The sequence below is a fragment of the Rhodoferax sp. GW821-FHT07F03 genome, assembly GCF_059418745.1.
On sequence record NZ_JBWKQM010000001.1, the window covers coordinates 353,776 to 380,620 of the forward strand.

Here is a 26,845-nt window from a genome sequence, read left to right on the forward strand (position 1 = left end):
GCCAAATAGTTCGCACAGCTTTGGCGGCCCTCGGGCGCATGATGGAGTTGTTCCATAGGAGCCATCATGAAATATGGAGAGCAAGCCGTTCGGGACGTCGAGGACTTTTGGTCACGCTTTCGCAGCCTGCCTGAGGTCAAAAGAACTGAAGAAATCGGAAAGCTACAGGCGCTGCGAAATCGCTTGGCGAGCGCGAGTGCCGGCCCCGGTCAACCAGCGTGCGACAACTATGTAGTGGAGAAGATCGTTGACCTGATCGAAGTGTGTCGCCGGCTTGCGCGCCTGCGTCAGCAGCCCTGTTTTAGCCAATGCGAGGAAGTGGCAATTGGCATAGGGGATGTGCAGTTAATTCGCACTTCGATGGCGCATCTAGGGCTGGCGGATGAACAGCGGCAGGAGCAATAAGACGCGTTGCTGCTGGGTATGAGACTTGTCACGTAAGCCGTCTCATATTGTCCCAAAAAACAAAAAAGCCTACTATCGTTTAAATAGCAGGCTTTGCAGTGCCCACAGGGCTTGAAAGTGGTGGGTCCTGACAGATTCGAACTGTCGACCTACGGATTAAGAGTCCGCTGCTCTACCAACTGAGCTAAGAACCCACTTTAAAACTGGTGCCTGGAAGCAATTAATATTCGCTTGCGGCAAGCCCTCTATTATGCACAGTATTTCTGGCTTTTTGAAGCCCTGGCATATTTTTTTGCTTTGCCTATGGATGTCCTTCAGGCAAATGCCGCAGTGACTGCAGTCTCTTGCGACACAATGCCCTGCAAAGTGCTTGTCCGCACAGCGTGCCGGCAGCCGGTGAATCAAAGAGGGATGTTATGGGTGAGATGCAGAAGGGCGCCTCCGCCGCGGCGGGGCCGCGTATCAGTACCGTGGGGCATGCGGCTCTGGACCATTGCTTTGACATCGACCAGTTTCCCTCGCAACCCACCAAGACGCCGGCACAGTCTTATCGCATGGTGTCGGGAGGTATGGCGGCGAATGCCTCGATTGCAGCGGCTCGTCTGGGCGCTCGGGTCCGCCTGTTTGGTGCGGTGGGTGATGACGAGGCGGGGCGTTTTCTGGCCCAGCGAGTGCACAGCCTGGGGGTGGATTGCTCTGGCTTGCAACGCGTACCCGATGCCACCTCGTCCATCTCGGCGGTGGTGATTGACGCGCATGGTGAGCGCCAGATTTTCAATTGCCGTGGCGATGCCTTGCACAGGGCAGCACCTTTGGACGAGGCCCAGCTGCAGGGTTCCGATGTGGTAGCGGTGGACCCGCGCTGGATGCCGGGTGCCCTGGTGGCGCTGCAGTGGGCCAAAGCGCAGGGGGTGCTCAGCATGCTGGACGGTGACTTGTCGCCGCAGGAGGATTTGCGAGTCTTGAGCGCCTTGGCTGATTGGTCAGTGTTCTCGGAATCTGGCCTGGTGGCGTTTGCGCCCGATGTGCCGTTGGCTGCCGCGTTGCAGCGGGCGCTGGATGCGGGTACGCAGGTGGCAGTGGTAACCCTGGGGCCGCGCGGCGTGTGCTGGATGCGGGCGGGTGACGGCAGGCTGCACAGTCTGGATGCTTTTGCCGTGAAGGCGGTGGACACCAATGGTGCCGGCGATGTATTCCATGCCGCTCTGGCTGTGGCTTTGGCGCAAGGGCAGGCCGACCGCCAGGCCCTGCGTTTCGCGGCGGCGGCTGCGGCATTGAAGGTGCAGCGCACCGGCGGTGTGGTCAATGGCCCAGACCGTGCGGCGCTGGATGCATTTCTGGCCGCGCAGTCCTAGCGCTTACATGATCAGGCCGTTGTCGCCTCCCAGCACCACGTAGTTCACCTTGCGGATGTCCATCAGCTTATGGCCGCCCGAATAGCTGATGGAGCTTTGGATGTCCTGTTGCATCTCCACCAGCGTGTTGGCCAGCGGGCCCTTGATGGGCTCCAGGATGCGCTTGCCTTCCACGTGTTTGTACTCGCCCTTGTTGTAGTCGCTGGCTGAGCCGTAGTACTCCTTATAGAGCTTTCCGTCCACCTCCACCGTCTGGCCGGGAGATTCTTCATGGCCGGCCAGCATCGAGCCCACCATGACCATGCTGGCGCCAAAGCGGATGGATTTGGCGATATCACCATGCTCGCGGATACCGCCGTCGGCAATGATGGGTTTGGTGGCCACGCGGGCACACCACTTCAGGGCCGACAGCTGCCAGCCGCCGGTGCCAAAGCCGGTCTTCAGCCGGGTGATGCAGACCTTGCCCGGGCCTATGCCCACCTTGGTGGCGTCGGCACCCCAGCTTTCCAGGTCGATCACGGCTTCGGGTGTGCCCACGTTGCCGGCGATGATGAAGGACGCGGGCAGCTTTTGCTTGAGGTAGGCAATCATTTTTTGCACCGTATCGGCATGGCCGTGGGCGATGTCGATGGTGATGTATTCCGGTACCAGTCCGGCTGCGGCGAGCTGGTCCACCGTCGCGTAGTCGGGTGCCTTGACGCCCAGCGAAATCGAGGCAAACGCGCCGCGCGCATGCATGTCGCGCACAAACTGCACATTGTCCAGGTCGAAGCGGTGCATCACGTAGAAGTAGCCGTGCTGGGCCAGCCAGGCACACAGCGGCGCGTTCACCACGGTTTTCATGTTTGCTGGCACCACCGGGATGCGGAAGCTGCGCCCGCCCAGCGTGACGCTGGTGTCGCATTCGGCGCGGCTTTCCACCCGGCATTGGCGGGGCAGCAGAAGGATGTTGTCGTAGTCGAAGATTTCCATGGGGTTCCAGCTTTCTTGAGGTGAGAAGGTGGAGCGCTTGGACTGGAGCCGGCTGCAGGGGCTGCATTGCACAGCCCACAAAAAACCGGGCGGCAATAGCTTGGGCCCGGTGCTTGATTCTAGGCGCCAGGTGGTTTGACACTATGTGTGTTGGCGCATGACCTTTATGGCAGTAGCTGATTAATATGCGGCCATGGCCGTTGTTTTCAAAATCCCCGAATCCGTGCTGGTGGTGATCCACACGCCAGCGCTGGACGTGCTATTGATACGCCGTGCGGATGCGGACGAACATTGGCAGTCCGTCACCGGCAGCAAAGACCACTGGGACGAGGACTTTACCCACACTGCCGCGCGCGAGGTGGCCGAGGAAACCGGCATACGCTGCGGCGTCGGGAGCCTGCTGGAGGCGGGTTTGCGTGACTGGCAGCTGGAAAACGTCTACCCCATCTACCCCCAATGGCGGCACCGATATGCGCCTGGTGTGCTGCTGAACCGCGAGCGACTTTTCGGCCTGCAGGTGCCGGCGGGTACTGTAGTGCAACTCCATGCGCGAGAGCACACGGCCTACCAGTGGTTGCCGTACCATGCAGCAGCGCAAGCCTGTTTTTCACCATCTAACGCGGAGGCCATCCTGATGTTGCCCCGATTCATGCCATGACTGTCTTACGCGTAGCAACCTACAACATCCACAAGGGCGTACAGGGCCTGGGGCCGGCACGCCGGCTGGAGATCCATAACCTGGGTCATGCGGTAGAGCAGCTGGACGCCGACATCGTCTGCCTGCAGGAGGTGCGCAAGCTCAACCGCAGCGAGCAGGATTACTTCACCCGCTGGCCCGATATGCCACAGGCCGACTTTCTGGCCCCCGAGGGCTATGAGGCCGTCTACCAGACCAATGCCTTCACCCGCCACGGCGAGCACGGCAACGCATTGCTTTCGCGCTGGCCGGTGGTCTGGCACAAGCACGAGGACATCTCCGACCACCGCTTCGAGCAACGCGGCCTATTGCACGTGCATGTGGTGGTGGAAGACGTACCGGTGCATGTGATCGTTGTGCATCTGGGGCTGATTCCGGCCAGCCGGGCGCGCCAGGTCCAGCAGCTGGCGGCCTATATCGCCCGCGAGATTCCCCCGGATGTACGGTTGGTGGTGGCCGGCGACTTCAACGACTGGGGCAGCCAGATGCGCCTGGCGCTGAACCGCATCCAGATGCACTGCTTCGACAAGTCGGGCGTGCGCACCTATCCCTCGCGCCTGCCCCTGGCACAGCTGGACTATGTGTACGCGCGAGGCATGCAGCCGCTGAGCCTGGAGGTGCCGCGTGGGCGCATCTGGTGGCGGATGTCCGACCACTTGCCCCTGCTGGCTGAATTCAGGATGTGACATGCCACGCCACCGAGCCCATTTGCGCGGCGGTCACCAGCTGGCATTGTTGGAAGGGAGCCGGGAATTCTTCCCTGCCTTGGTCAGTGCCATGGATGCTGCCCGCCACACGGTGCAGCTGGAGACCTATATTTTCGACTTCACCGGCGCCGGCGCCCAGGTGGGCGAGGCCCTGGTGCGCGCAGCGCAGCGTGGCGTGCGCACCCAGGTGGTGGTGGATGGCCTGGGCACGGACGAGCCGTCCGCGGAATGGCGCATGCGGCTGGACCTGGCCGGCGTGCGCTGGCGGGTGTTTTCACCGGTCAAGCTCTGGGGCCTGCTGCTGCCCACGCGCTGGCGGCGTCTGCACCGCAAGCTTTGCGTGGTGGACGGCACGCTGGCTTTTTGCGGTGGCATCAACATCCTGGACGACTTCCACGACCCTAGCTACGGCGTGCTGGCCGCGCCGCGTTTCGACTTCGCCGTGCAGGTGACGGGTCCGCTGGTGGCGCAGATCGCCTCCACCATGGATGTGCTTTGGCAGCGCCTGCAGGCAGTGCGCGATTTGCGCCAGCATGCCTTGCACGACGCGGTCAGCACCCTGCTGTCGCCGAAATCAAGGCCTGTTCCTGTTGCTACTGAATTTGTAGCTGCTGGCGCAGGTACTACCAGCGCTGCACTCGTTTTACGTGATAACTTGCGCAGCCGCATGCGGATCGAGGCGGCCTATTTGCGCGCCATTGCAAAGGCGCAGCGCGAGATCATCATTGCCAACGCCTACTTCGTGCCCGGCTTTCGCTTGCGCAAGGCCCTGGTGGAGGCGGCGCAGCGTGGCGTGCGTGTGCGCCTGCTGCTGCAGGGGCGCTACGAATACTTCATGCAGTACTACGCGGCCCGGCCGGTGTATGGCGTGCTGCTGGGGGCGGGGGTGGAGATCTTCGAGTACGAGCCCAGCTTTCTGCACGCCAAGGTGGCCGTCATCGACGGCGATTGGGCCACCGTGGGTTCGTCCAACCTGGACCCGCTGAGCCTGTTGCTGGCGCGCGAGGCGAATGTGGTGGTCTCCGACAGCAGCTTCGCAGCCAGTCTGCACGGGCGGCTGCACCGCGCGATGGAGGAGGAGGGGCGGCCCATGGACCCGGCCCAGTACGCCAGCCGCCCTTTGCGCCAGCGGGCCATGGAATATGTGGCCATGCTGGTGATGCGCTTGATGCTGCGCGTCAGCGGCAAGCGTTACTGATCCGGCTCCTATCTACCGTGCGTCAGCCGTGGCAGGCTGGCGCCCGCGCCGGATAGCTTGAACACCGCCACCGCCTGGGCCAGGCGCTCGGCCTGGTCGCGTAGGCTTTCGGCAGCTGCGGCAGACTGCTCCACCAGGGCCGCGTTTTGCTGGGTCATCTGGTCTAGCTGGTTGACGGCGGTATTCACCTCGGCGATGCCGCCCGACTGCTCGGTGGATGCGGCGGTGATTTCGCCAATGATGTCGCTGACACGCTGCACCGAGCGCACGATTTCGTCCATGGTGCTGCCCGCGTTTTGCACCAGTTGCGCGCCGGATTCGATTTTGGTGACGGACGCACCTATCAGCTGCTTGATCTCCTTGGCCGCGTCGGCGCTGCGCCCGGCCAGGCTGCGCACCTCGCTGGCCACCACGGCAAAGCCACGGCCTTGCTCACCGGCGCGGGCTGCTTCCACGGCGGCGTTCAGTGCCAGGATGTTGGTCTGGAATGCAATACCGTCGATCACTCCGATGATGTCGGCAATCTTCTTGGAGCCCTGGTTGATGTCCTGCATAGTGGCTACCACCTCGCCCACCACCGAGCCACCGCGCGCGGCCACGGCGGCGGCAGACGCCGCCAGTTTGTTGGCCTGCTGCGCGGCGTCGGCCGACTGCCGCACGGTGCTGGTCAGCTCCTCCATGCTGGAGGCGGTGCGTTGCAGATTGCTGGCGGTCTGCTCGGTGCGGCTGCTCAGGTCCTGGTTGCCGGTGGCAATCTCGTTGCTGGCGTTGCTGATGCTGTCCACCGACGAGCGCACCTGCGACAAGGCCTGCAGGTAGCGTTGGCGCATGGCTTCGACTTCGTTCACCAGCGCGCCGATTTCGTCCTTGCGCTGGGTGACGAAGGTTTGCGTCAGGTCGCCATGGGCCACGGTGGTGACGGCACGGGTCAGCTCCTCCAGCGGCTGGCTGACATTGCGGCGCACCAGCAGATACAGGCCAAGGCCCAGCAGCAACGTGGTGGCGGCCAGCAGGCCCCAGATAACGCCCATATTGCGCCAGTATTCGGCCATGGATTCGCTCTCGGACACCTCGGCCACCAGCCATCCCTTGCCGGACTGCGTTTTGTGCATCAAGGCCCAGCGGCTGTCCTTTTGTTCAGCCAAAAGTGGGTAGGCATTGCGCACATAGCCGTCAGGCGCGGTGGACAGCTCTTGCAGGAACTTCTCGGCCTGCGGATAGGCTTCAAGCACCTTCTTGCCTTTGGCTGTGGGGTGGGCGACGAACACCGCGTCTGCCAGGGCGTTTTTGGCGTCGATGTAATAGATGCCGCCAGTGGCAAAGAAGTGGGACGTTGCCACCTGTTTTTCCAGCGCGGCCTGCTGCAGCGAAATATCGCTGCCAACAAACAGAATGCCCACGATGGCGCCGGCCGCATTTTTGACCGGCTCGTAGTGCGTCATATAGGGCTTGCCGAACAGCACGGCCGGGCCCGTATAGCCCTGGCCGGCCACGACTAGCTTGTAGGCCGGATGGTTGCGGTCCAGCAGTGTGCCCATGGCGCGCGTGCCGTCCTGCTTCTTCAGCGAAGTGGTGACGCGCATGAAGTCTTCGCCCTTTTTTGCAAACACCGTGGCTACGCCGCCGCTTTCCTTGCTGAACTGGTCCACCAGGGTGAAGTCGTTGTTCAGCACGGTGCCGGCGTTACTGAGGTCGCCCGTGGTTTCATCCAGCGCCAGTGCGGGGTCGAATTTCTGGCGGAAGCTCTCGAAGTCGCTTTGCACGGTGCTGCGGTTGACCTGGTCATAGGCGTCGGCCACGGCGACCACGCTCTGCACCTTTTCCTCCACTGACTTGACCATCAGCGACTTGGTACTGTTGTGCTCCAGCCAGCCAATGGTGATGCTGACGGCCAGCAGCACGACGGCAAGCCCGCTCAAGGACACAAGCGCCAGCTTGCGCGCGACCGATTGGTGAGGGGTGGCCGGAGGGGTATTCATAAGCAGGCTTTCAGATTGGTCGGGTGAAACCATGAGTCTCCGGTCTCTGGAGGCTGTCCAACTGTAGGTAGTTGCCACATTTCGTGCAAGCCAGGCCGTAGGCGCCAGCCGGTGTGTCTGCTGATCGCCACCCCGTGCATGTGCAAATTGCTATTTATTTAATAGCTGCTCGCGCAGGTTTTATCTGCGCTGACGGCCTGTTTTTTATCAAAGTGCTGGCTGTGCGCGCCGCCGGGTGGGGTCATACGCCTGACATTTGTGTTTTCAACAATGCGGCATCACCCACGAGGTGTTCACGATTACCCACGAATGGAGAGTTTGCATGGATCGCCGCCTGTTTTTGAATGCCACCACCGCTGTTGCCGGCGCTACTGCCTTGCCGTTGCGCGGCTGGGCCCAGTCCGCCCCGGCCGTTATCACCCGTGACGCCATGCGCCCGCAGATGGCCCAGGGCATCCAGAGCGGCGACCCCAAGGCGGACGGCGCCATCGTCTGGACCCGCAGCGACCGCCCGGCGCGCCTGTGGGTGGACTGGTCCACCACCGCCAGCTTTGCCAACAGCACCCGCGTGCGCGGCCCGTATTTGATGGAAGACAGCGACTTCACCGGCCGCCTGGACCTGGCAGGCCTGCCGGCTGGACAGGAAATCTTCTACCGCGTGATTTTGCAAGACCTGCACAACGAACGCGTGATGTCCGAGCCCATGGCCGGCCACCTGCGCCTGCCGGCGGCGGCGGGCACCCGCCCGCTGCGCGACGTGCGCTTCACCTGGAGCGGCGACACCGCCGGCCAGGGCTGGGGCATCAACGAGGCCTGGGGCGGCATGTCCATCTATGACCAGATGCGCAAGGTCAACCCCGACTTCTTCCTGCACAGCGGCGATACCATTTACGCCGACGGCCCCATCAGCGCCCAGGTCAAGCTGCCCGACGGTAGCATCTGGAGCAACATCGTGACCGAAGAGGTCAGCAAGGTGGCCGAGACCTTGAATGAATACCGTGGCCGTCACCGCTACAACCTGATGGACGCCAACATCCGCCGCATGGCCGCCGACGTGCCGCAAATCTGGCAGTGGGACGACCATGAGGTCACCAACAACTGGTCGGACTCCAAAGACGTGAGCGGCGACCCGCGCTATACCGAGAAGAACGTGCCCCTGCTGATGGCGCGCGGCGCCAAGGCCTTCCTGGAATACGCGCCGCTGCGCCGCACCGCCGATGTGGAAAGCCAGCGCGTCTACCGCCACCTGCCCCAGGGCCCGCTGCTGGACATGTTCGTGGTGGACATGCGCAGCTACCGTGGCCCCAACAGTGCCAACCTGCAGACCAGCGAAACGCCCGAGAGCGACTTCATGGGTCGCCCGCAGGTGGACTGGCTGCTGGACGGCCTGAAGCGCAGCAAGGCTACCTGGAAGGTGATCGCCGCCGACATGCCTATCGGCCTGCAGGTGCCGGACGGCAAGGACGCCGAAGGCCGCGACAAATGGGAAGCCATTGCCAACGGCGACAACGGGGCCCCACGCGGCCGCGAGATCGAGATCGCCCGCCTGCTGCGCGAGATCAAGCGCGCCGGCATCCACAACGTGGTGTGGCTGACGGCCGATGTGCACTACACCGCCGCGCATTACTTCGACCCGGCCAAGGCCCAGTTCAACGACTTTGCGCCGTTTTGGGAGTTCGTCTCCGGCCCGCTGAACTCGGGCAGCTTTGGCCCGAACAAGGTGGACGACACCTTCGGCATGCAAGTGGTCTACCAAAAGGCCCCGCCGGAGCAGAATACCGCCCCCTCGGGTGGCTACCAGTTCTTCGGCCAGGTGGACATCGACGCCAAGACCAAGGCCATGACCGTCACGTTGAAGGACCTGACCGGCGCATCCCTGTACGCCAAGACGCTGGCGCCCCAGCGTGCTTGATCGCGCCTGAGTCCGCTCAGGCCTTGCGTCGCACCTCGGCCAGCACCACCACGGCCAGCCCCGCCAGCACCAGGCCCAGGCCTATGAAGGCACCGGTGCTGGTCGCCTCGTGCAGCACCAGCAGGGCCAGGCAGAACGCCACCAGGGGCTCGGCCAGCGCCAGGGTGACAGCGGTGGCGCTGCTGATCCAGCGCAGCGCATGGCTGAACAGCAGATAGGCCATGCCCGTGGCCACCACACCCAGGTAGCCCACTACGGCCCAGTCGCGCGGGCCGGGTGTCACGTTGCCCGAGATGGTCCAGGCCACCGGCACCGCCAGCACGGCGGCGGTGCCGAACGCAGCCAACGTCGCCATGGTGGGTGAAGTCGCGTGCACCAGACGCTGGTTCAGCAACGCGTACACGGCATAGCTCAGGCCGGCCAGCAGGCACAGGGCGATGCCCTGCAGGTTGGCCGCTGCGCCGCTGGTGGACGTGCCAGACAGCACCATCAGGCTGCCGCCGCCCACCGCCAGCAGCGTACCCAGCCACCAGCTCCAGGCCGGCAGCTGGCGCGTTAGCAGCCATTGCAGCAGACCAGCCCACAGCGGGCCGCTGCCCAGGGCGATGGCCGTGCCTATGGCCACGCCCGTGGCCTTGACGCCGGCGAAGAAGGCCAGGTTGTAGCCGGCCACACTGGCGCCGGCCAGCAGCACGCTCCAGCCGGGCAGGGCGCGCCAGCCCTGGCGCAGTTGCGTACGGGACAGTGTGGCCAGGGTGACGGCGCTGAAAAACGCCGCTGCCACCACCAGGCGAAAAGCGCCTATCCAGTAGGCCGAGAGGTGCGTAGGGACCAGGCTTTGGGTGGTGCCGGTGGTCCCCCACAGGACGGCGGCGCCCAGCACCATGAGCGTGCCGGAGAGAGATTTGTTTTGCATGCACCCATGCTGGGGCAGGGCGGGGCGCCGATTGTCGAGAAACTCTTGTTCTCGGGACCTTTTTAGGATTGACGCAGCTGTTTGGCCCCCACCTGGTAGTCGCGCCGCAGCGCGTAGGCCAGGGCACTAGCCGTGCGGTAGCCCAGCTGCAGCGCCGCCGTTTCCAAGGGCATGCCGGCTTGTATCCACTGCATGGCCCGGCGCAGGCGGCGCGCGCGCAGATAGGCCTGGGGCGTGGTGCCGGTCAGCTCCAGCAGGCGGGCGTGGAAGCGCTGCGGGCTTAGAAAGAACAGGGCCGCCATGCGCACCGTCGTCCAGTCTTCGTGCAGGGCCGCGTCCAGCGCCTGGTCCAGCTCATGCAGGCGCAGGCTGCGGCGCTGCAGTACCTTGGGGGCTTGCAGTATGGCGGTGAGCTGGTCGGCCACCGTGTCTATGCTGCCCAGCGTAGCGGGAACGGCAAAGCGCCGCATGCGCTCCAAGCCGACATGGGCTGGCACATCGGCCACCCACATGCGGGCATTGGCGCTGGCCAGAAAACCATGCGCCACCCCGGCCGGAATCACCACCCCGCAGGCGGTGTCGGCAAAGCTGGCCTGGCCACCAATCTCCAGCTCCATGCGGCCTTGCACGGCAAACATGACCTGGGCGTAGTCGTGCGCGTGCGCCATGTGTTCACCGCTGTAACTGCGGATGTCGCAACGGGCGAACTTGGGGGCGGGCATGGGGCGCAAGTCTACAGATCTTGGCGAGCGCCGGGGTTCGCAAAACTTTGCAGATGGCATTGCCTGTTGACCTACATACGCGGACAAGCTTAGTGGTATACCCTTGCGGTTCTGTCGCCTCAGGCGCCTGTTTTCTTTCACCTCACCTTGATTGGATCTACCTATGCTGAACGGAAAAACTGCACTCGTCACCGGCTCTACCAGCGGTATTGGTCTGGGCATCGCGCTGGAGCTGGCCAAACAGGGCGCCAACATCATCCTGAATGGCTTTGGCGACCATGCCGGCCCCAAGGCCGAGGTCGAGGCCCTTGGCGTGAAGGTGGGCTATAGCGGTGCCGACATGAGCAAGCCGGCAGAAATTGCCACCATGATCGACTACGCGAACACCGAGTTCGGCGGCGTGGACATTCTGGTGAACAACGCCGGTATCCAGTATGTGGCGCCGATCGAAGAGTTCCCGATTGAGAAGTGGGACTCCATCATTGCCATCAACCTCAGCGCCGCCTTCCACGCCACGCGCCTGGTGATTCCCGGTATGCGCGCCAAGAACTGGGGCCGCGTGATCAGCGTCGCCTCGGCCCACGGCCTGGTCGGCTCGGCCCAGAAAGTGGCCTATGTGGCGGCCAAGCACGGCATCGTGGGCATGACCAAGGTGGTAGCGCTGGAAACCGCCCAGACCGGCATCACCGTCAACGCCATCTGCCCCGGCTGGGTGCTGACCCCGCTGGTGCAAAAGCAGATCGACGACCGCTCGGCCAAAGAGGGCATTCCGGTGGCCCAGGCCACCAAGGAACTGCTGCAGGAGAAAGAGCCTTCGCTGCAGTTCACCACGCCCGAGCAACTGGGTGGCCTGGCCGTGTTCTTCTGCTCGCCGGCAGCCGACAACGTGCGCGGCGTAGCCTGGGCCAACGACGGCGGCTGGACGGCCCAGTAAACCCGGGGTCGCCATGGATATCGCCAAAGTGCGTGCAACGGCATTCGCCATGCCGTTGACCAACCCCTCGTTTCCACGCCCACCGTACCGCTTCTACAACCGCGAATACATCGTCATCAGCTACCGCACCGACCCGGACGCCTTGCGCGCCGTGGTGCCGGAGCCGCTGCTGGTGGCTGACAACATCGTCAAGTACGAGTTCATCCGCATGCCGGACTCCACCGGCTTTGGCGACTACACCGAGTCGGGCCAGGTGATTCCTGTGACCTACGAGGGCCAGCCCGGCGGCTATGTGCATTCCATGTACCTGGACGACGATGCGCCCATCGCCGGCGGACGTGAGCTGTGGGGCTTCCCCAAGAAGCTGGCCTGCCCCAAGATCAGTCACGAGGGCGAGGTGATCGTCGGCACGCTGGACTGCGGCAGCCTACGCTGTGCGGTCGGCACCATGGGCTACAAGCACAAGGTGGTCGACAGCGCGGCGGTGCACAAGGCCCTGGTCGAGCCCAGCTACCTGCTGAAGATCATTCCCCACGTGGACGGCACGCCGCGCATCCTGGAGCTGGTGCGCTACCGTCTCGAGGACGTGCAGGTCAAAGGCGCCTGGACCGGCCCGGCCGCGCTGGAGCTGTTCCAGCATGTGACGGTGGACGTGGCCAAGCTGCCTGTGCTGGAAGTGCTTTCAGCCTCGCACTTCATCGCCGACCTGACCCTGGGTATGGGCGAAGTGGTCTACGACTACTTAGAAGCCAAATAGGCCGCTGGCGCAGGTAGTACCTGCGCTGGTAGCTATGCTTTTGATAGTTATAGCTTGGCCAGGCGGGCCAGCGCAGCCTGCAGGGTTTCGTCCTTCTTGGCGAAGCAGAAGCGCACAACGCGCTGGTCGAAGCCGTTGCCATAGAAGGCCGACAGCGGAATCGCTGCCACGCCGATTTCCTTGGTGAGCCACTGGCAGAAGTCGGACTCGCTCAGCTCGCTCACTTCGGAAATATCTACGCACTGGAAATAGCTGCCCTCGCTGGGCAGCAGCTTGAACTTGGTCTGCTTCAAACCTTCTCTAAACAAGTCGCGCTTGTGCTGGTAGAACGCCGGCAGCTCCAGATACGGCGTGGGGTCGGCCAGGTACTTGGCCAGGCCGTGCTGCACCGGGGTGTTGACGGTGAACACATTGAACTGGTGCACCTTGCGAAACTCGGCCATCAGCGGCGCGGGCGCGACCACGGTGCCGACTTTCCAGCCGGTCACGTGGAAGGTCTTGCCAAAGCTGCTGACGATGAAGGCGCGCGCTGCCAGCCCGGGGTAGCGGGCCGCGCTTTCGTGCTGGCGGCCGTCGAACACCATGTGCTCGTAGACCTCGTCGCTAATCAGCAGCACCTCGGTGGGCGCCAGCAGCTCCTGCAGCTGCAGCATGTCCTCGCGCGACCAGATGGTGGCGCTGGGGTTGTGCGGCGAGTTGATCAGGATGGCGCGGGTTTTTGGCGTGATGGCCGCGGCGATCTTGTCGAAGTCGGGGCGGAAGGTGTGCGGCGTCAGCGGCACGCGCACCACGGTGCCGCCGGCCAGCTCGATGTTGGGTACATAGCTGTCGTAGCAGGGCTCGAGCACGATGACTTCGTCGCCCGGGCGCACCACGGCCAGGATGGCGGTGATGATGCCCTGGGTTGCGCCGGCCGTTATGGTTATTTCGGTGTTGGCGCTGTATTCACGGGCGTGGAGTGCTTTTATTTTTGTAGCAACCGCTTCGCGCAGGGCTGGGATGCCGGGCATGGGCGGGTACTGGTTCAAGCCTTGCTGCATGGCATCGGTGACGGCCTGCACCAGGGCCGGGTCGCAGTTGAAGTCTGGAAAGCCCTGGCCCAGGTTGACCGCGTTGTGTTCGGTCGCCAGCGCCGACATCACGGTGAAGATGGTGGTGCCGACGGCGGGCAGTTTGGTTTGCAGGGTGGGGGTGCGGGGGGCTGCTTGCGTCATGGTGGGGTTCATGCAGAAAGATGCGTGGCGGAATCAGAGCTCGTAGTCATTCACGTGGCCGGTCATAGCCTGGGCCACCAGTTTGGGGCTAAGGCGATCGCTCAGCAGCTCGGCAAACTTGTAGACGAAACTGCGCAGGTAGGCGCTGCGTTTGAAGGCCACCCGGGTGACGTTCTGGCCAAACAGTGCGCCGGCGGGGCGCACCACCAAGTCGCTGTTCTGCACATCGCGCACCGCCATTTCAGCCACGATGCCAATGCCCAGGCCGAGGCGCACGTAGGTGTTGATCACGTCGGAGTCGATGGCTTCCAAGGCGATACGTGGCACCAGCTTGCGCGCGGCAAAGGCCTGGTCTACCTTGGTACGACCGGTGAACGAGGGGTGGTAGGTAATGATGGGCTCTTGCGCAATGTCCTCCAGCGTCAGGCGCTCTTTTTTTGCGAGCGGGTGGTTGGCGGGGAAGACGATGACGTGCTGCCATTCGTAGCAGGGCAGGGTGACCAGTTCGGCGTAGTTGGAAAGCGACTCGGTGGCAATGCCGATCTCTGCCACCTCGTCGATCAGCATGCGGGCCACCTGGTCGGGCGAGCCCTGGTGCAGGCTGACGTTGACCTTGGGGTAGGCCTCGCGCAGCTTGGCAACCGGCACCGGTAGCACATAGCGCGCCTGGGTGTGGGTGGTGGCAATCGACAGGGTGCCGCTGTCTTGCGCGCTGAACTGCTCACCGATGCGTTTGAGGTTGCCGACCTCGCGCATGATGAGTTCAATGCTTTGCAGCACGTGCTGACCGGGTTCGGTGATGCGTTTCAGCCGCTTGCCGTGGCGGGCGAAGATTTCCACGCCCAATTCTTCTTCCAGCTCGATGATGGCTTTGGATACGCCGGGCTGCGAGGTGTGCAGTGCCTTGGCGGCCTCGGTGAGGTTCAGGCCGCGCCGGGCAGCTTCTTGCACGAAGCGGAATTGGTGTAGGTTCATATCGAATTTCAGCGTATTGTGAAATTCATTATGCCGTAAGTGTCTATAGGGGCTTTGCTGTGCCCAAGGCGATCTTGGCCAGCAAGGACACCAGCTGTGGATTTTCGCCCACGGCGGCTTGCAGTTGGATATCCACGCCCGGGTGTTCCCGGCGCATGTCTTCCACCAGCAGCGGCAGGTCTTCGCGCGCATGCCGACCCACGCCCAGGAACATGGGCACAACAGTCAATTGCTGCACGCCCTGGGCGACCAGCTGGCGTGCCGTGCTGGGTAGATCGGGCTCGGTTAGTTCCAGGTAGGCGCATGCCACACGGGCCTGCGGGTCCAGCGCCCGGACCTGGTCCGCCACTGCTTCCATGGGCTTGTGCCACAGCGGGTCACGGGAGCCATGGGCAAACAAAATAACGCCGCGCGCATGCATATGTTTCTTCAACGTCGTAATACCAGCCAGCCGAATGCGGCCAGTGAGAGCATGGAGTAAATAATGCCCGGCGAAGCGGCCGTGAGCCAGGGCTGCCAGTTCTGCAGATTGCCGATGTAGCCAAACACGTTGTTCAGCAGGAAGAAGCTGATGCCGGCCATGACGCCGCCAAATACATAGGTGGTGATGCCACCAGCGCGGAAGTGCAGGTAGGCGAATGGCAGCGCCAGCACCACCATCACCAGGCAGCTTAGCGGGTAGAAGACCTTGCGCCAGAACTCGATTTCGTACCGTTGGGCCGACTGGCCGTTGGCGTTCAGATGGCGTATGTACTGGAACAGATCCAGCGTGGCCATGCGGTCGGGCTTGAGCAGGGCGGTGGACACCATCTCGGCGGTGATTTCCGTGGGCCAGCGGTAGGTCGCAATGTGGCTGCGCTCCACGCTGGCGTTGTCGGCCACTTGGGTATGGAAGTCGCTGCGCTCCACGTTGGACAGGGTCCAGCTGCCGTCGCCGGCGAACTCGGCCTTGTCGGCATGCGTTAGCGATGCCAGCAGGCCGTTGTTGCCAAATTCAAAAATACGGATGCCCTGCATCTGGCCGGTGGAGGTCAGCGCGCTGACGTTGGCGGCAAACGAGCGCTCGCCTTGTTTTTCCTTCAGCCAGGCACCGGTCTGCCCGATGGTGATGTCGCCCTGGAACCGTGCTTTGACCAACTGGGCCGTGCGGTCTGTCAGCGGCGCCAGGTAGTCGCCTATGCTGAAGGTCACCACGACGAACATCAGGCCCAGGCTGAGCAAGGTATGCAGTGCCCGCCAGGGCCCCAGGCCGCTGGTGCGCAGAATGGTGTATTCCGAGCTTTGGGCCAGGCGCGCCATCACGAAGATGGTGCCGATTAGCACCGTGATGGGCAGCAGCTCGTACAGATGGCTGGGCACCATCAAGCCCACGACCAGCACGGCCTGGGTTAGCTGGTAGCCGTTTTCACCGGACTTGCCTACCCAGCGCAGCTCGTCCACAAAGTCGAAAAAGAAGAACAGGGCCAGAAAGCCCAAGGTGACAAAAGCCACCGAGGTGAGGATTTCCTTGTACAGCAGCTGGCGTATGGTTTTCATGCGGCGGCTCCCGATGGTTTGCGTGCCACCAATGTGCGCCAGGACCATTGGTAGTGGCGCACCAGCAACCAGCCCATGGACAGAATGAAGACGCCACCGTGCAGGCCCAGCATGAAGCTGCCGAAGGGTACCGCGCCGTTGGTGATCCAGTTTTGCCCCAGGTTCAGCAGGTTGTAGTAGATGATGAAGGCGAACAGCGCAAACACCATGCTGCCGCTGCGGCCCGAGCGCGGGTTGCCTCCGGCTACAGCCAGGCTGATGGTCACGAAGTTCAGGGCCGCGAGGGCCAGGCTCAGGCGCCAGGCCAGTTCACCCAGGTTCAGTGGCGTGGGCTCCAGTACCAGGTCGAGCGAGCTGCGCACGCGCGAGGGCGGGGTGTCGCTGCTGCCCATGGCGTTGTCGCCTACGCGGGTGCCATATTCTTCAAATTCGCTGACCTTGAGGTCCGGCTCGCCCAGATTTGACTCCAGGCGTTGGCCGTGGTAGAGCATCAAAAACTGTTTCTTGTCGATGTTGGTGATTTGGGCGCTGCGGGCCGAGGTGACGGTTTCCTTGCCGTGCTCCAGCGAGGAGATGAACACATTGTTCCCGCTGCGTTTGTCGGGCGTGTCCTTGTCCACAAAGAACACCCGGCTGCCATTGGCCGATTCCTGGAACTGCCCGGGAGCGATGCGCTCCAGGTCGCCGCGCTGTTCGTAGCGGTCCTTCATGTCCTGGATTTGCTGGTTGGACCAGGGCCAGACGATCAATGCCATGGCGGCTACCACCAGCAGAATCGGCCAGGCAAAACGGAACAGGGGTTTGATCAGGCCGATCAGGCCGTGTCCGCTGGCGAACCAGATCACCATTTCGCTGTCGCGGTACATGCGCGACAAGGTAGCCACCGTGGACACAAACAGGCTCAGGGTCAATATGGTGGGTATGTAGCCCAGCACGGTGTAGCCCAGTACCATCATCACTTCGGAGGGGTTGACCACGCCCTTGGATGCCTGGCCCAGCGTGCGGATCAGCATCATGGTCATCACGATGGTAATGAGCGCTACCAAGGTGGCGCCAAAGCCGCGTGCCAGCTCTTTGCGTATAGAAGAATGGAATAACATCGTTGCTTTAGTTAGCACTGGCTATCAGGCCGCATTCGGGGCCCCAACCAAAAGACTGGATTATGAACTTTGAACTGAAATCCCTGGACCTGGCGGCTTGCGCCAAAGAAAAGTGCGACGCCCTGGTGGTGCTGGTGTCGGAAGCCTTCCAGCCCGGCAAAGATGCATTGTCTCAGCTTGTAGAGCAGGCCCGTAAAAGCGGGGATCTGGACAGCAAGCCGGGCAAGTTGCTGCAGATGTACCGGCCTGCGGCGGCCACCGCCACGCGGGTGCTGCTGGTCGGTGCGGGTGACGGCTCGGCCCGCCAGACGCGCCAGGCCGTGGCGGCGGCCGTAGCGGCCTTGAAAGGTCCGACGCTGCGCAAATTGCTCATCAGCTTTGCTGGTGCGCCGGCGCAAAAAGCCGTGCGTGCCGTGGTGCAGGCCGTGGCCGATGGCACCTATGTGTACACCACCACCAAGTCCAAGCCCGAAGGTCGCGCGTTGGCCCAGGTGTGGCTGTGTGCCCCCGATGCGGCAGCAGCCAAGGCCGAGTTGGCGCTGGGTGCAGCCACGGTGGCCGGGGTGGAGATGGCCAAGGAATGGGCGAATCGCCCGGCCAACCATGCCACGCCCACGCTGTTGGGTAATGCCGCCAAGACCCTGGCCCGCTTCCCCAAGATCCGCTGCGAGGTGCTGGGCCCCAAAGAAGTGGCGCAGCTGGGTATGGGCTCGTTCATGTCGGTGGCGCAAGGCTCCAAAGAGCCGTTGCGTTTCATCGTGCTGCACTACAACGGTGCAGCCAAAACCGTGGCCCCCACCGTTTTGGTGGGTAAGGGCATTACCTTTGATACCGGCGGCATCTCCATCAAGCCTTCGGCTGAGATGGACGAGATGAAGTTCGACATGTGCGGCGCGGCCAGTGTGCTGGGTGTGTTCCGCGCTCTGGCCGAGCTCAAGCCGGTGACCAATGTGGTGGGTTTGATCCCCGCCTGCGAGAACATGCCCGATGGTGGTGCAGTGAAGCCGGGCGACGTGGTTACCAGCATGAGCGGCCAGACCATTGAAAACCTGAATACCGATGCGGAAGGCCGTCTGGTGCTGTGCGATGCGCTGACCTATGCGGAGCGTTTCAAACCCCGCGCCATCATCGATATCGCCACGCTGACCGGTGCTTGCGTGATCGCCCTGGGCGGCGTGCGTAGCGGTATGTTTGCCAGCGACGACGGCTTGGCAGCTGCTTTGCAGGCAGCTGGCGAGTCCGCGCTCGACCCCTGCTGGCGCTTGCCGCTGGACGACGAATATGCCGAAGGCCTGAAGTCCAATTTTGCCGATATGGCTAACGTGGCGGGACGTGCGGGCGGCGCCATCACGGCTGCCAAGTTCTTGCAGAAGTTCACCGCCAAAATGCCCTGGGCCCATCTGGATATTGCCGGGACGGCCTGGAAGAGTGGCGCAGCCAAAGGCGCCACCGGGCGTCCGGTGGGGCTGCTGCTGGACTATGTGCTGAATCAGCCTTCTGCGCAAGTAGCACCTGCGCCAGCTGCTGCAAAAAAGATAGTTTCGCGTAAAACCGCAGCAGCATCTGCAGCACCGCGTAAACGGCTGGTTAAATAAGTTGGCCGCTGCATGACCGAGGTGGAGTTCCATTTCAATGCGCCCGACAAGCAGGCGTATGCCTGCAGGCTGTTGCGCAAGGCGACGCGCAGCGGCGCGCGGGTCGTGGTGACCGGGCCTATCGACGTGCTGCGCCAGCTCGATCAGGCTTTGTGGACCTTCTCCAGCACGGACTTTGTGGCCCACGCGCTGGATGGTGCCGATGCAACCTTATTGTCGGCATCCCCTGTGCTGCTGCTGGAGTCGGTGCTGGAGGCCCCGCACCAGCAAGTCCTGCTGCAGCTGGGGGATGCTGTGCCGCCAGGGTTTGAGCGTTTTGAGCGGCTGATCGAAGTCGTCTCTCTGGATGAGGACGACCGTGGCTTGGCCCGCCAGCGCTGGAAACACTATGCCTCTCGTGGCTATGCGATCCAACGCAAAGATCTTGAACTGAAAGAGTCCGCCTGATGTCTTCCTCGCCACCCCGTCAGCCACCGCGTTTCGTGCCCACACTCACCGAAGTGGTGCAGCCGGTGGCGCAGCAGGCGTCCAGTACGGTGACGGGTATGGCGAACCATGAGGCCCTGGAAGACCAGATCATCCATCGGGTTATGCAACGCATCGATTTGTCTTTGGAGCGCCGGCTGTCCGAAGCGGTAGCGGCCATGGTGCTGCAGCAGACCCAGGCGTTGGTACCGCGCCTGCGGGAGGAAATCGAATTCGTTGTGCGCCAGTCCGTGTCGGATGCGGTGGCCGACGAGCTGGCCACACGCCATGGTCCTTAAAACGTCAATCCTTGTATCAGTTGAATTAATGGGATATTAGTGGCTAGTCCAAGGTTTTCACTATGCGTCAGGCCCGGAAATTGCGCTATTCTGCCGCTCGTGACGTTTTGTAACTCACAGAGTTATTTGTTTTCTAGCCAATCCAATATCGGAGTTTTTATGCAAATGAAGTTGAAATTGACTGTCGCTGCTGCTATCGCTGCCGTGGCAGGTCTTGCCTCTGCACAAGACGTGCAGGTCGTGAAGATTGGTCACGTTGCGCCTACATCGGGTGCGCAGGCCCATTACGGCAAAGACAACGAAAATGGCGCACGCATGGCCGTGGACGACCTGAACACGCAAAATGTCGTGATCGGTGGCAAGAAGATCAAATTTGAACTGGTCGCTGAAGACGACGCTGCAGATCCCAAGCAGGGCGCTGCCGTTGCACAAAAACTGTGCGATGCCAAGGTCAACGGTGTGGTCGGTCACTTGAACTCCGGCACCACCATCCCTGCTTCCAAGGTCTACAACGACTGCGGCATTCCCCACATCACGGGCGCTGCAACCAACCCCAACCTGACAAAGCCTGGCTACAAGACCACCTACCGCATCATCGCCAACGACAACTCGCTGGGTGCTGGGTTGGCTTTCTATGCTGTGGACGCGCTCAAGCTGAAAAAGGTTGCCATCGTTGATGACCGTACCGCTTACGGTCAAGGCGTTGCTGAAGTGTTCAAGAAGACCGCTATTGCCAAGGGCATGACCGTGGTGGACGAACAGTTCACCACCGACAAAGCCACTGACTTCATGGCGATCCTGACGTCCATCAAGTCCAAAGCTCCTGACGCTATTTTCTACGGCGGTATGGATCCCCAGGCTGGCCCTATGCTGCGCCAGATGGAACAACTGGGCATGACCAACGTCAAGTACTTCGGTGGTGACGGCCTGTGCACCAACGAAGTGGCCAAGCTGGCTGCTGGTGCCAAGACGCTGGACAATGTGGTGTGCGCTGAAGGCGGCGCCTCCCTGGCCAAGATGCCTGGCGGCGAAGCATGGAAGAAGCGTTACGACGCCAAGTACCCAGGTCAGTTCCAGATCTACAGCCCTTACACTTATGACGCCACCATGGTGCTGGTCGACGCTATGAAGCGTGCCAACTCCACCGATCCCAAAGTGTACACCCCTGAGCTGATCAAGACCAACTACAAGGGCGTAACCACCACCATCGCTTTTGAGCCCAATGGCGAGTTGAAGAACCCCGCTATCACCCTGTCCGTCTACAAAGACGGCAAGAAGACTGCTTTGAACTAATCCAGTTCATGCGTCCGTAAAAAAGCCACCGCGAGGTGGCTTTTTTTATGTCTTGGCGCTTCAAAGGGAGCCGTATTTTGTTTCGTGTTTTGCTACATATTAGATAGCTTTTGCCGCAAAGAAAATAAACGCCAGAAGCCTGAAAGGCATATGCTTCGCGTGGAGTCATCTCTTCCAGAGATACCGTGGATCTGGCTCCGCCAGTCCACCGGTATCGCCCCCTGCAAGGGGGAGACGTAGCCTTGGGGGTGAGGCAGATTATGCCCGGGCGTCACCCCAGCGCAGTTGGGCCAACTCGTCACCGCGGTACATCGTCTCGCCATTGCGGTCGACGCAGTAGTTGGGCGACACGATCATTTCGTTGAAATGCATATCGGCCGCAATACGGGTGTATTCGAACAGAATGCTGCGCGTCACTTTGGCACCTGAACGGATATGGCTACCGTGTCCGATCCAGCATGGGCCGATGATGGTGGCACCAGGTTCCACTTTCACGCTGGAGCCCAGGTACACGGGCCCTTGGATATTGCACTGGTCCCAGGCAATCGAGGTATTGAGGCCCACCCAGATACCCGGTTTGACCTCGCGCCCTGGAATGTTCATTTGCGCTACTTCGCCGCGCAACACCCGTTGCAGTACCGACCAGTAGTCGCTGACCCGGCCAATGTCGATCCAGTTGAAGAAGCGCTTCTGCGCGTAAAAAGGAAGCTTCTTTTCAACCAATTGTGGAAACAACTCTGAACCAATGTCATACACCTTGTTTGGTGGAATCAGGTCAATGGCTTCTGGTTCAAAAATGTAGATACCCGTGCTGGCCAACGTGGACTGTGCCTCTTCGGGCGAGGGCTTTTCCTGGAAAGACTGGATTTGTCCTTCGTTGTTGGCCACGACAATGCCATAGTTAGACACTTCGGTGCGCGGCACATCCAGCGTTACCACACTGGCAATGGCGCCCTTGGACTTGTGTTCGTGCAGTGCCGCGCCAATGTCCAGGTCGATCAAGGCGTCACCACACAGCACCAGCGTAGGTTCATCAAAGAAACCACTGAAGTCCTGGATGCGGCGCATGCCGCCAGCCGAACCAAAAGGCTTGGGTATTACATCGCCATGTTCGCGCACGCCTTCGTAGGCATAGCCGATTTGAACGCCCCAGCGGTGGCCATCGCCGAAATACTGCTCGATCTTGTAGTGGTTATATGCCACATTGACCATGATCTCCTTGATGCCGTAATTGGCCAGGTGTTCGATCAGGTACTCCATTACCGGCTTGCCCAGAATGGGCACCATTGGTTTGGGCATATTCTTGGTCAAGGGGCGCACGCGTGTACCCTGACCAGCCGCCAAAATCATTCCTTTAGCCATGCTTACTCCTTGGATTGGTATTGAAATCTGAAATGCAGTGAAGGGTTGTGTTAGTTGCCAAGATCTGCTTCCAGGAAGGCTGTACCATTTGCATCTTTCGTTGACAGTATTGGGCCATCGGATGCTATTGGCCAGTCAATCGCCAGCGTAGAGTCGTTCCATGCAATGCAGCGTTCATGTTCTGGCGCGTAGTAATCGGTGGTTTTGTACAAAAACTCAGCAGTATCGGAAAGCACCAGAAAGCCGTGGGCCAAACCCGGCGGCACCCACAGTTGGCGGTGGTTTTGCGCAGACAAAAGTGCGCCTACCCATTGGCCAAAAGTAGGCGAATTGCGCCGGATATCCACTGCCACGTCCAATACTTCACCCGCTACTACACGTACCAGTTTGCCCTGGGGCTTCTGCACTTGGTAATGCAGGCCGCGCAACACATTTCTTGCCGACTTGGAGTGGTTGTCCTGCACAAACTGCAGGTTCAGGCCTGTGGCTTGGTCAAATGCGCGCTGGTTGAAGCTTTCATAGAAAAAGCCTCGGTCATCACCGAATACGCGGGGCTCTATTAATAGCACATCGGGAATGGTGCACGATGTGACTTTCATCAAAACACCTTTTCCTTTAACAGGCGCATCAGGTATTGGCCGTAACCCGATTTGGCCAAAGGCTGCGCGAGTTTTTGCAACTGTTCGCTATCAATCCAGCCTTGCCGCCAAGCAATTTCCTCTGGAGCTGCCACTTTCAAGCCCTGGCGATTTTCGATTGTGTAAATATATTGGCTGGCTTCCAGCATGGACTCGTGCGTGCCCGTGTCTAGCCATGCATAGCCACGGCCCATGGTTTGCACATCCAACGTACCTTGTTCCAGATAGAGCCTGTTTAAGTCGGTAATTTCAAGCTCGCCACGGGCCGACGGCTTGACGCTTTTGGCCAATTCAACAACCTGGCTATCGTAGAAATACAGGCCGGTCACCGCATACCGTGACTTGGGGCTCTTGGGCTTTTCCTCCAGACTGATGGCTCGGCCATTTGTGTCAAATTCCACCACGCCATAGCGTTCAGGGTCTTGCACCGCATACGCAAATACTGTTGCGCCATGGGTTTGCTGGTTGGCCTTGTGCAGCAAGCCTGCGAAGTCATGGCCGTAGAAAATATTGTCACCCAACACCAGTGCACTTGGGGCACCGTCCAAGAACTTCTCACCAATCAGAAAGGCCTGTGCCAGACCGTCGGGCGAGGGCTGTATGGCGTAAGTCAGTTGAATGCCCCATTGGCTGCCGTCGCCCAATAGCTGGATGAAGCGGGGAGTGTCTTGCGGCGTGGAAATCACCAGTACTTCACGGATACCCGCCAGCAGTAGCGCACTGAGCGGGTAATAGATCATCGGCTTGTCATATATAGGCAGCAATTGCTTGCTAACAGCCTGGGTTGCCGGGTACAGACGTGTACCGGAGCCGCCAGCCAGGATGATGCCTTTACGACGCACAATATTGTTTGTTGCTGGATTTGGGGTTGCCGTCATGTTCAGTTTTTCCTGTAATCTCTTGCAGCATGCGTGCCACTTGTGTTTCCCAATAGGGCAGTGTTAGCCCAAAGGCGTTTTGCAGCTTGCTTGTGCTCAGGCGCGAGTTCAGCGGGCGTTGCGCAGGTGTAGGGTAGTTGGCCGTAGAGGTTGAGCCTACCTGCTCAGGCCCGGCTTTGAGTTCCCAGCCCAATGCAAGGGCTTGTCCTAAAACAAATCGGGCATACCCATTCCAGCTGGTTTCTCCGCCCGCCACGCAGTGGTACAAGCCGGCCAGTTCTGGCTTGCGAATTGCGGCTATCAACGCATGGGCTGTTACATCTGCCAACAGCTCTGCTGATGTGGGGGCTCCTATTTGGTCGTCAATGACGTTCAGCGTATCGCGTTCTGCCGCCAGCCGCAGCATGGTCTTGGCGAAATTGCCGCCCCGTGCCGCGTAAACCCAGCTGGTCCGGAAGATCAAATGCCGAGGGCAAGTGGCCACGGCCTGTTCACCTTCGAGCTTGGTCTGGCCGTAGATGCCCAATGGACAAGTGGCGTCTGCTTCGTGCCATGGCGCGTTCCCGCTGCCGTCAAATACGTAGTCGGTGGAGTAGTGCACCAGCCAGGCGTCCAGGGCTGTGGCCTCGGTTGCCAGTACGCCGGGTGCCAACGCATTCACGGTGCGAGCTACGTCTGGCTCAGCTTCCGCTTTATCCACGGCAGTGTAGGCGCTGGCATTGATGATCACCTGCGGCCGCACCTGGCGCACCGTTTCGGCCAAGCCTACCAAATTGGTGAAATCACCGCACAGATTGCCCGGATTTAGCGATGCATCAGATCCCAGGGCAATCAACTCCCCCAATGGAGCCAGGCTGCGTTGTAGTTCCCAGCCCACCTGGCCATTGCGCCCCAAAAGCAATATCTTCATGCTGAGGCTACCGCACCACCGTATTGCTGATTGACCCAGTCGCGGTAGCCGCCGCTCTGCACATTGGCCACCCACTCCGGGTTATCCAGATACCACTGTATGGTTTTGCGGATACCGGTTTCAAAAGTTTCGGCGGGCTTCCAGCCCAGTTGCTGCTCAATCTTGCGCGCGTCAATCGCATAGCGCCGATCATGGCCGGGGCGGTCCGTTACATAGGTAATTTGCTGCTTGTATGACTGGCCGTCTGCACGCGGCTTGAGTTCATCCAGCAATGCACACACCGTATGCACGATATCGATATTGGGCTTCTCGTTCCAGCCACCGATGTTGTAGGTTTCCCCCAACTGGCCTGCTTCCAACACACGGCGGATCGCACTGCAGTGGTCGCGTACATACAGCCAGTCGCGGATCTGTTGGCCATCGCCATATATTGGCAGCGGCTTGCCTGCTTGGGCATTGACGATCATCAGCGGTATCAGCTTCTCCGGAAAGTGCAGCGGCCCATAGTTATTGGAGCAGTTGGTGGTCAACACCGGCAGTCCATACGTGTGGTGATAGGCCCGTACAAGATGGTCACTCGCAGCCTTGGATGCAGAGTAGGGGCTATTCGGTTCGTAAGCATTTTTTTCGGTAAATGCGGGATCGGTCTTGCCCAAGGAACCATAAACCTCGTCAGTAGATACATGCAGCAATCGGAAAGCTGATTTTTCCTTTGCTTCCATTTTTCCCCAGTAGGAGCGAATGGATTCAAGTAAATTAAAAGTGCCTACAATATTTGTTTCTATGAATGCTTCTGGGCCAGATATTGAGCGGTCTACATGGCTTTCTGCTGCAAAATTTAAAACTGCACGTGGCCTGTATTTTTCAAGTAATTGGCCGACTAAATCTTTGTCGCCAATGTCGCCTTGTACAAAAATGTGATGGCTGTTGTCGGCCGCGGGGGCTAGATTTTGTAAATTTCCGGCATAAGTTAGTTTGTCTAGGTTGATAATGGTTTCGTTATGGTTCTCCAACCAACTTAAAACAAAATTACTGCCTATAAAACCTGCGCCACCTGTTACGATAATTGTCATTGTTAACTTAAATATGTAATATGCTGGGACTGTTGTTTGTTTTAAATTGTAATTTATTTCAGTTTATTTGAATAAATTATTTGTTTTCATCGATTGGATGAGGTGCGGCATTGCCGCCGTATTCCTCCATTCAAACGGTGGGGCACCTATGTTATCTGCCTATCTGCCGCTTTATGCATAGAGGTAATATCTTCGCTCAATTCCGTTGCAGGTCTAGCGAAGACGTCCACAAAGCTGATACAGGTTGTAAGCAGCGGGTGATAGCGGCGACGTGCTATGCGGATGTAAGCACAACTTGGTTACAGCACCGCGTACCGCCCAGGTCGGTGGTTCACCCAGATGAACAGGTTCATGACCACCGCTGCCAGCACCGAGTAGGCCACGCGGGCGGGTTCTATGGCGGTGAGAGCCAGCAGGACGATGGTGCAATCTATGCCCATCTGCACCTTGCCGGCGCGCCAGCCGTAGGTTTTTTGCAGGTACAGGGTGACGATGGTGGCGCCGCCCAGGCTGGCGCGGTGGCGGGCCAGGAACAGGCAGCCTGAACCGAGTAGCAAGCCGCCCAGCACCGCGGCGTAGGCCGGGTGCAGTCTGTCTATCGCGAACAGGCTGGGCGACCATTCCACCATGGCCGATAGCAGGCTGATGGCGATGAAGGTCTTGAAGGTAAATTCGCGGCCCATGCGTGTCCAGGCAAACCAGTAGAACGGCAGATTGATCAGAAAGAACAGCTTGCCCAGGGTGACATCAGTGGCGTAGTGCAACAGAAAGGCCGCCCCAGCCGTGCCGCCGGTGAGCAGCCCGACCTGGGCAAACAATATCAATGCCAGAGACACAAACAGGGTGCCGGTAAAGATGGCTTGCGCATCTTCAAACGGTGTGTGGATGTGGACGGGCAGGGCAGGGGTATTCATGTCCCTACCCTCAGCAGGATCTGTGCCGCGCATGCCTTC

27 protein-coding genes and 1 tRNA gene are annotated in these 26,845 nt (G+C 60.6%); 12 read left to right on the top strand and 16 right to left on the bottom strand.

Annotated features, from left to right (window positions below):
• The first annotated feature begins 66 nt into the window (after window positions 1-66).
• Window positions 67-405 carry a hypothetical protein gene (locus AC07R0_RS01550; protein ID WP_495076466.1) on the top strand — a complete coding sequence of 113 codons (339 nt, stop codon included), beginning with the start codon at window positions 67-69 and terminating at the stop codon, window positions 403-405.
• A gap of 118 nt (window positions 406-523) precedes the next feature.
• Here AC07R0_RS01550 and AC07R0_RS01555 read toward each other — a convergent pair.
• A tRNA-Lys gene (locus tag AC07R0_RS01555) sits at window positions 524-599 on the bottom strand.
• 222 nt (window positions 600-821) lie between these two features.
• On the opposite strand from AC07R0_RS01555, the gene AC07R0_RS01560 reads away from it, so the two are divergent.
• On the top strand, window positions 822-1,760 hold the full coding sequence (locus AC07R0_RS01560; RefSeq protein ID WP_495103517.1) for a PfkB family carbohydrate kinase: 939 nt from the start codon (window positions 822-824) through the stop codon (window positions 1,758-1,760).
• A gap of 3 nt (window positions 1,761-1,763) precedes the next feature.
• Here AC07R0_RS01560 and AC07R0_RS01565 read toward each other — a convergent pair whose 3' ends face one another.
• Window positions 1,764-2,732, bottom strand: a complete 969-nt coding sequence (locus AC07R0_RS01565; protein ID WP_495103518.1) for a GMP reductase — start codon at window positions 2,730-2,732, stop codon at window positions 1,764-1,766.
• 193 nt (window positions 2,733-2,925) lie between these two features.
• Here AC07R0_RS01565 and nudB point away from each other — a divergent pair, with 193 nt between their 5' ends.
• Genes nudB through clsB form a run of 3 tightly spaced genes read left to right on the top strand, consistent with a single transcriptional unit; the run spans window position 2,926 to window position 5,334 of the window.
• Window positions 2,926-3,390 (top strand): dihydroneopterin triphosphate diphosphatase, encoded by a 465-nt coding sequence (nudB, locus tag AC07R0_RS01570; protein ID WP_495099524.1) that lies wholly within the window; start codon window positions 2,926-2,928, stop codon window positions 3,388-3,390.
• Complete coding sequence (locus AC07R0_RS01575) at window positions 3,387-4,115, top strand: endonuclease/exonuclease/phosphatase family protein (RefSeq protein ID WP_495103519.1); 729 nt, start codon at window positions 3,387-3,389, stop codon at window positions 4,113-4,115. Before nudB ends, AC07R0_RS01575 begins: the two co-directional genes overlap by 4 nt.
• Before the next feature lies 1 nt (window position 4,116).
• Window positions 4,117-5,334, top strand: coding sequence for a cardiolipin synthase ClsB (clsB, locus tag AC07R0_RS01580; protein WP_495103520.1), 1,218 nt, complete (start codon window positions 4,117-4,119; stop codon window positions 5,332-5,334).
• An 8-nt stretch (window positions 5,335-5,342) separates the two neighbouring features.
• On the opposite strand, the gene AC07R0_RS01585 is transcribed toward clsB, so the two are convergent.
• A complete protein-coding gene (locus tag AC07R0_RS01585) occupies window positions 5,343-7,313 on the bottom strand; it encodes a methyl-accepting chemotaxis protein (RefSeq protein WP_495103521.1) in 1,971 nt (656 codons plus the stop codon).
• A 322-nt stretch (window positions 7,314-7,635) separates the two neighbouring features.
• Between AC07R0_RS01585 and AC07R0_RS01590 the strand changes: the two genes are divergently transcribed.
• Window positions 7,636-9,225, top strand: coding sequence for an alkaline phosphatase D family protein (locus AC07R0_RS01590; RefSeq protein ID WP_495103522.1), 1,590 nt, complete (start codon window positions 7,636-7,638; stop codon window positions 9,223-9,225).
• A gap of 16 nt (window positions 9,226-9,241) precedes the next feature.
• Here the strand turns inward: AC07R0_RS01590 and AC07R0_RS01595 are convergent, their stop codons facing one another.
• Together AC07R0_RS01595 and AC07R0_RS01600 are read right to left on the bottom strand one after the other, a co-directional pair.
• Complete coding sequence (locus AC07R0_RS01595; RefSeq protein ID WP_495103523.1) at window positions 9,242-10,141, bottom strand: DMT family transporter; 900 nt, start codon at window positions 10,139-10,141, stop codon at window positions 9,242-9,244.
• Between the two features lie 62 nt (window positions 10,142-10,203).
• Complete coding sequence (locus AC07R0_RS01600; protein WP_495103524.1) at window positions 10,204-10,863, bottom strand: helix-turn-helix domain-containing protein; 660 nt, start codon at window positions 10,861-10,863, stop codon at window positions 10,204-10,206.
• 163 nt (window positions 10,864-11,026) lie between these two features.
• Between AC07R0_RS01600 and AC07R0_RS01605 the strand changes: the two genes are divergently transcribed.
• Together AC07R0_RS01605 and AC07R0_RS01610 are read left to right on the top strand one after the other, a co-directional pair.
• Window positions 11,027-11,797, top strand: coding sequence for a 3-hydroxybutyrate dehydrogenase (locus tag AC07R0_RS01605; protein WP_495099529.1), 771 nt, complete (start codon window positions 11,027-11,029; stop codon window positions 11,795-11,797).
• Between the two features lie 13 nt (window positions 11,798-11,810).
• Complete coding sequence (locus AC07R0_RS01610) at window positions 11,811-12,554, top strand: acetoacetate decarboxylase (protein WP_495103525.1); 744 nt, start codon at window positions 11,811-11,813, stop codon at window positions 12,552-12,554.
• A gap of 47 nt (window positions 12,555-12,601) precedes the next feature.
• On the opposite strand, the gene AC07R0_RS01615 is transcribed toward AC07R0_RS01610, so the two are convergent.
• Genes AC07R0_RS01615 through lptF form a run of 5 tightly spaced genes read right to left on the bottom strand, consistent with a single transcriptional unit; the run spans window position 12,602 to window position 17,379 of the window.
• A complete protein-coding gene (locus tag AC07R0_RS01615; protein ID WP_495103526.1) occupies window positions 12,602-13,768 on the bottom strand; it encodes a pyridoxal phosphate-dependent aminotransferase in 1,167 nt (388 codons plus the stop codon).
• Between the two features lie 33 nt (window positions 13,769-13,801).
• Complete coding sequence (locus tag AC07R0_RS01620) at window positions 13,802-14,743, bottom strand: CysB family HTH-type transcriptional regulator (RefSeq protein WP_495076479.1); 942 nt, start codon at window positions 14,741-14,743, stop codon at window positions 13,802-13,804.
• A gap of 43 nt (window positions 14,744-14,786) precedes the next feature.
• Entirely contained in the window at window positions 14,787-15,164 is a 378-nt protein-coding gene (locus tag AC07R0_RS01625) for a sirohydrochlorin chelatase (protein ID WP_495103527.1), read from the bottom strand.
• 8 nt (window positions 15,165-15,172) lie between these two features.
• Window positions 15,173-16,279, bottom strand: coding sequence for an LPS export ABC transporter permease LptG (lptG, locus tag AC07R0_RS01630; protein WP_495103528.1), 1,107 nt, complete (start codon window positions 16,277-16,279; stop codon window positions 15,173-15,175).
• Window positions 16,276-17,379, bottom strand: a complete 1,104-nt coding sequence (lptF, locus tag AC07R0_RS01635) for an LPS export ABC transporter permease LptF (RefSeq protein ID WP_495076482.1) — start codon at window positions 17,377-17,379, stop codon at window positions 16,276-16,278. Before lptF ends, lptG begins: the two co-directional genes overlap by 4 nt.
• 62 nt (window positions 17,380-17,441) lie before the next feature.
• Here lptF and AC07R0_RS01640 point away from each other — a divergent pair, with 62 nt between their 5' ends.
• From AC07R0_RS01640 to AC07R0_RS01655, 4 genes are all read left to right on the top strand, one after another.
• Entirely contained in the window at window positions 17,442-18,974 is a 1,533-nt protein-coding gene (locus tag AC07R0_RS01640) for a leucyl aminopeptidase (RefSeq protein ID WP_495103529.1), read from the top strand.
• Window positions 18,975-18,986: 12 nt separating this feature from the next.
• Window positions 18,987-19,421, top strand: a complete 435-nt coding sequence (locus AC07R0_RS01645) for a DNA polymerase III subunit chi (RefSeq protein WP_495099536.1) — start codon at window positions 18,987-18,989, stop codon at window positions 19,419-19,421.
• Window positions 19,421-19,738, top strand: a complete 318-nt coding sequence (locus AC07R0_RS01650) for a hypothetical protein (protein ID WP_495103530.1) — start codon at window positions 19,421-19,423, stop codon at window positions 19,736-19,738. The genes AC07R0_RS01645 and AC07R0_RS01650 overlap by 1 nt, the downstream gene beginning before the upstream one ends.
• 159 nt (window positions 19,739-19,897) lie before the next feature.
• Complete coding sequence (locus tag AC07R0_RS01655; RefSeq protein WP_495076486.1) at window positions 19,898-21,031, top strand: branched-chain amino acid ABC transporter substrate-binding protein; 1,134 nt, start codon at window positions 19,898-19,900, stop codon at window positions 21,029-21,031.
• A gap of 258 nt (window positions 21,032-21,289) precedes the next feature.
• Here the strand turns inward: AC07R0_RS01655 and AC07R0_RS01660 are convergent, their stop codons facing one another.
• The 6 genes from AC07R0_RS01660 to AC07R0_RS01685 all read right to left on the bottom strand — a co-directional run bounded on the left by AC07R0_RS01660 (window position 21,290) and on the right by AC07R0_RS01685 (window position 26,806).
• A complete protein-coding gene (locus tag AC07R0_RS01660) occupies window positions 21,290-22,381 on the bottom strand; it encodes a nucleotidyltransferase family protein (protein ID WP_495076545.1) in 1,092 nt (363 codons plus the stop codon).
• Window positions 22,382-22,443: 62 nt separating this feature from the next.
• The gene (gene rfbC, locus AC07R0_RS01665) at window positions 22,444-22,992 is read right to left on the bottom strand and encodes a dTDP-4-dehydrorhamnose 3,5-epimerase (RefSeq protein ID WP_495103680.1); all 549 of its coding nucleotides are present in this window, start codon (window positions 22,990-22,992) and stop codon (window positions 22,444-22,446) included.
• A complete protein-coding gene (rfbA, locus tag AC07R0_RS01670; protein WP_495103531.1) occupies window positions 22,992-23,909 on the bottom strand; it encodes a glucose-1-phosphate thymidylyltransferase RfbA in 918 nt (305 codons plus the stop codon). The genes rfbC and rfbA overlap by 1 nt, the downstream gene beginning before the upstream one ends.
• The gene (gene rfbD / locus AC07R0_RS01675) at window positions 23,863-24,819 is read right to left on the bottom strand and encodes a dTDP-4-dehydrorhamnose reductase (protein ID WP_495103532.1); all 957 of its coding nucleotides are present in this window, start codon (window positions 24,817-24,819) and stop codon (window positions 23,863-23,865) included. The genes rfbA and rfbD overlap by 47 nt, the downstream gene beginning before the upstream one ends.
• Window positions 24,816-25,892: a dTDP-glucose 4,6-dehydratase gene (gene rfbB, locus AC07R0_RS01680; protein ID WP_495103533.1), complete on the bottom strand. Its 1,077-nt coding sequence runs from the start codon at window positions 25,890-25,892 to the stop codon at window positions 24,816-24,818. The genes rfbD and rfbB overlap by 4 nt, the downstream gene beginning before the upstream one ends.
• Before the next feature lie 299 nt (window positions 25,893-26,191).
• Entirely contained in the window at window positions 26,192-26,806 is a 615-nt protein-coding gene (locus AC07R0_RS01685) for a DUF6198 family protein (RefSeq protein ID WP_495103534.1), read from the bottom strand.
• Between the last annotated feature and the right edge of the window lie 39 nt (window positions 26,807-26,845).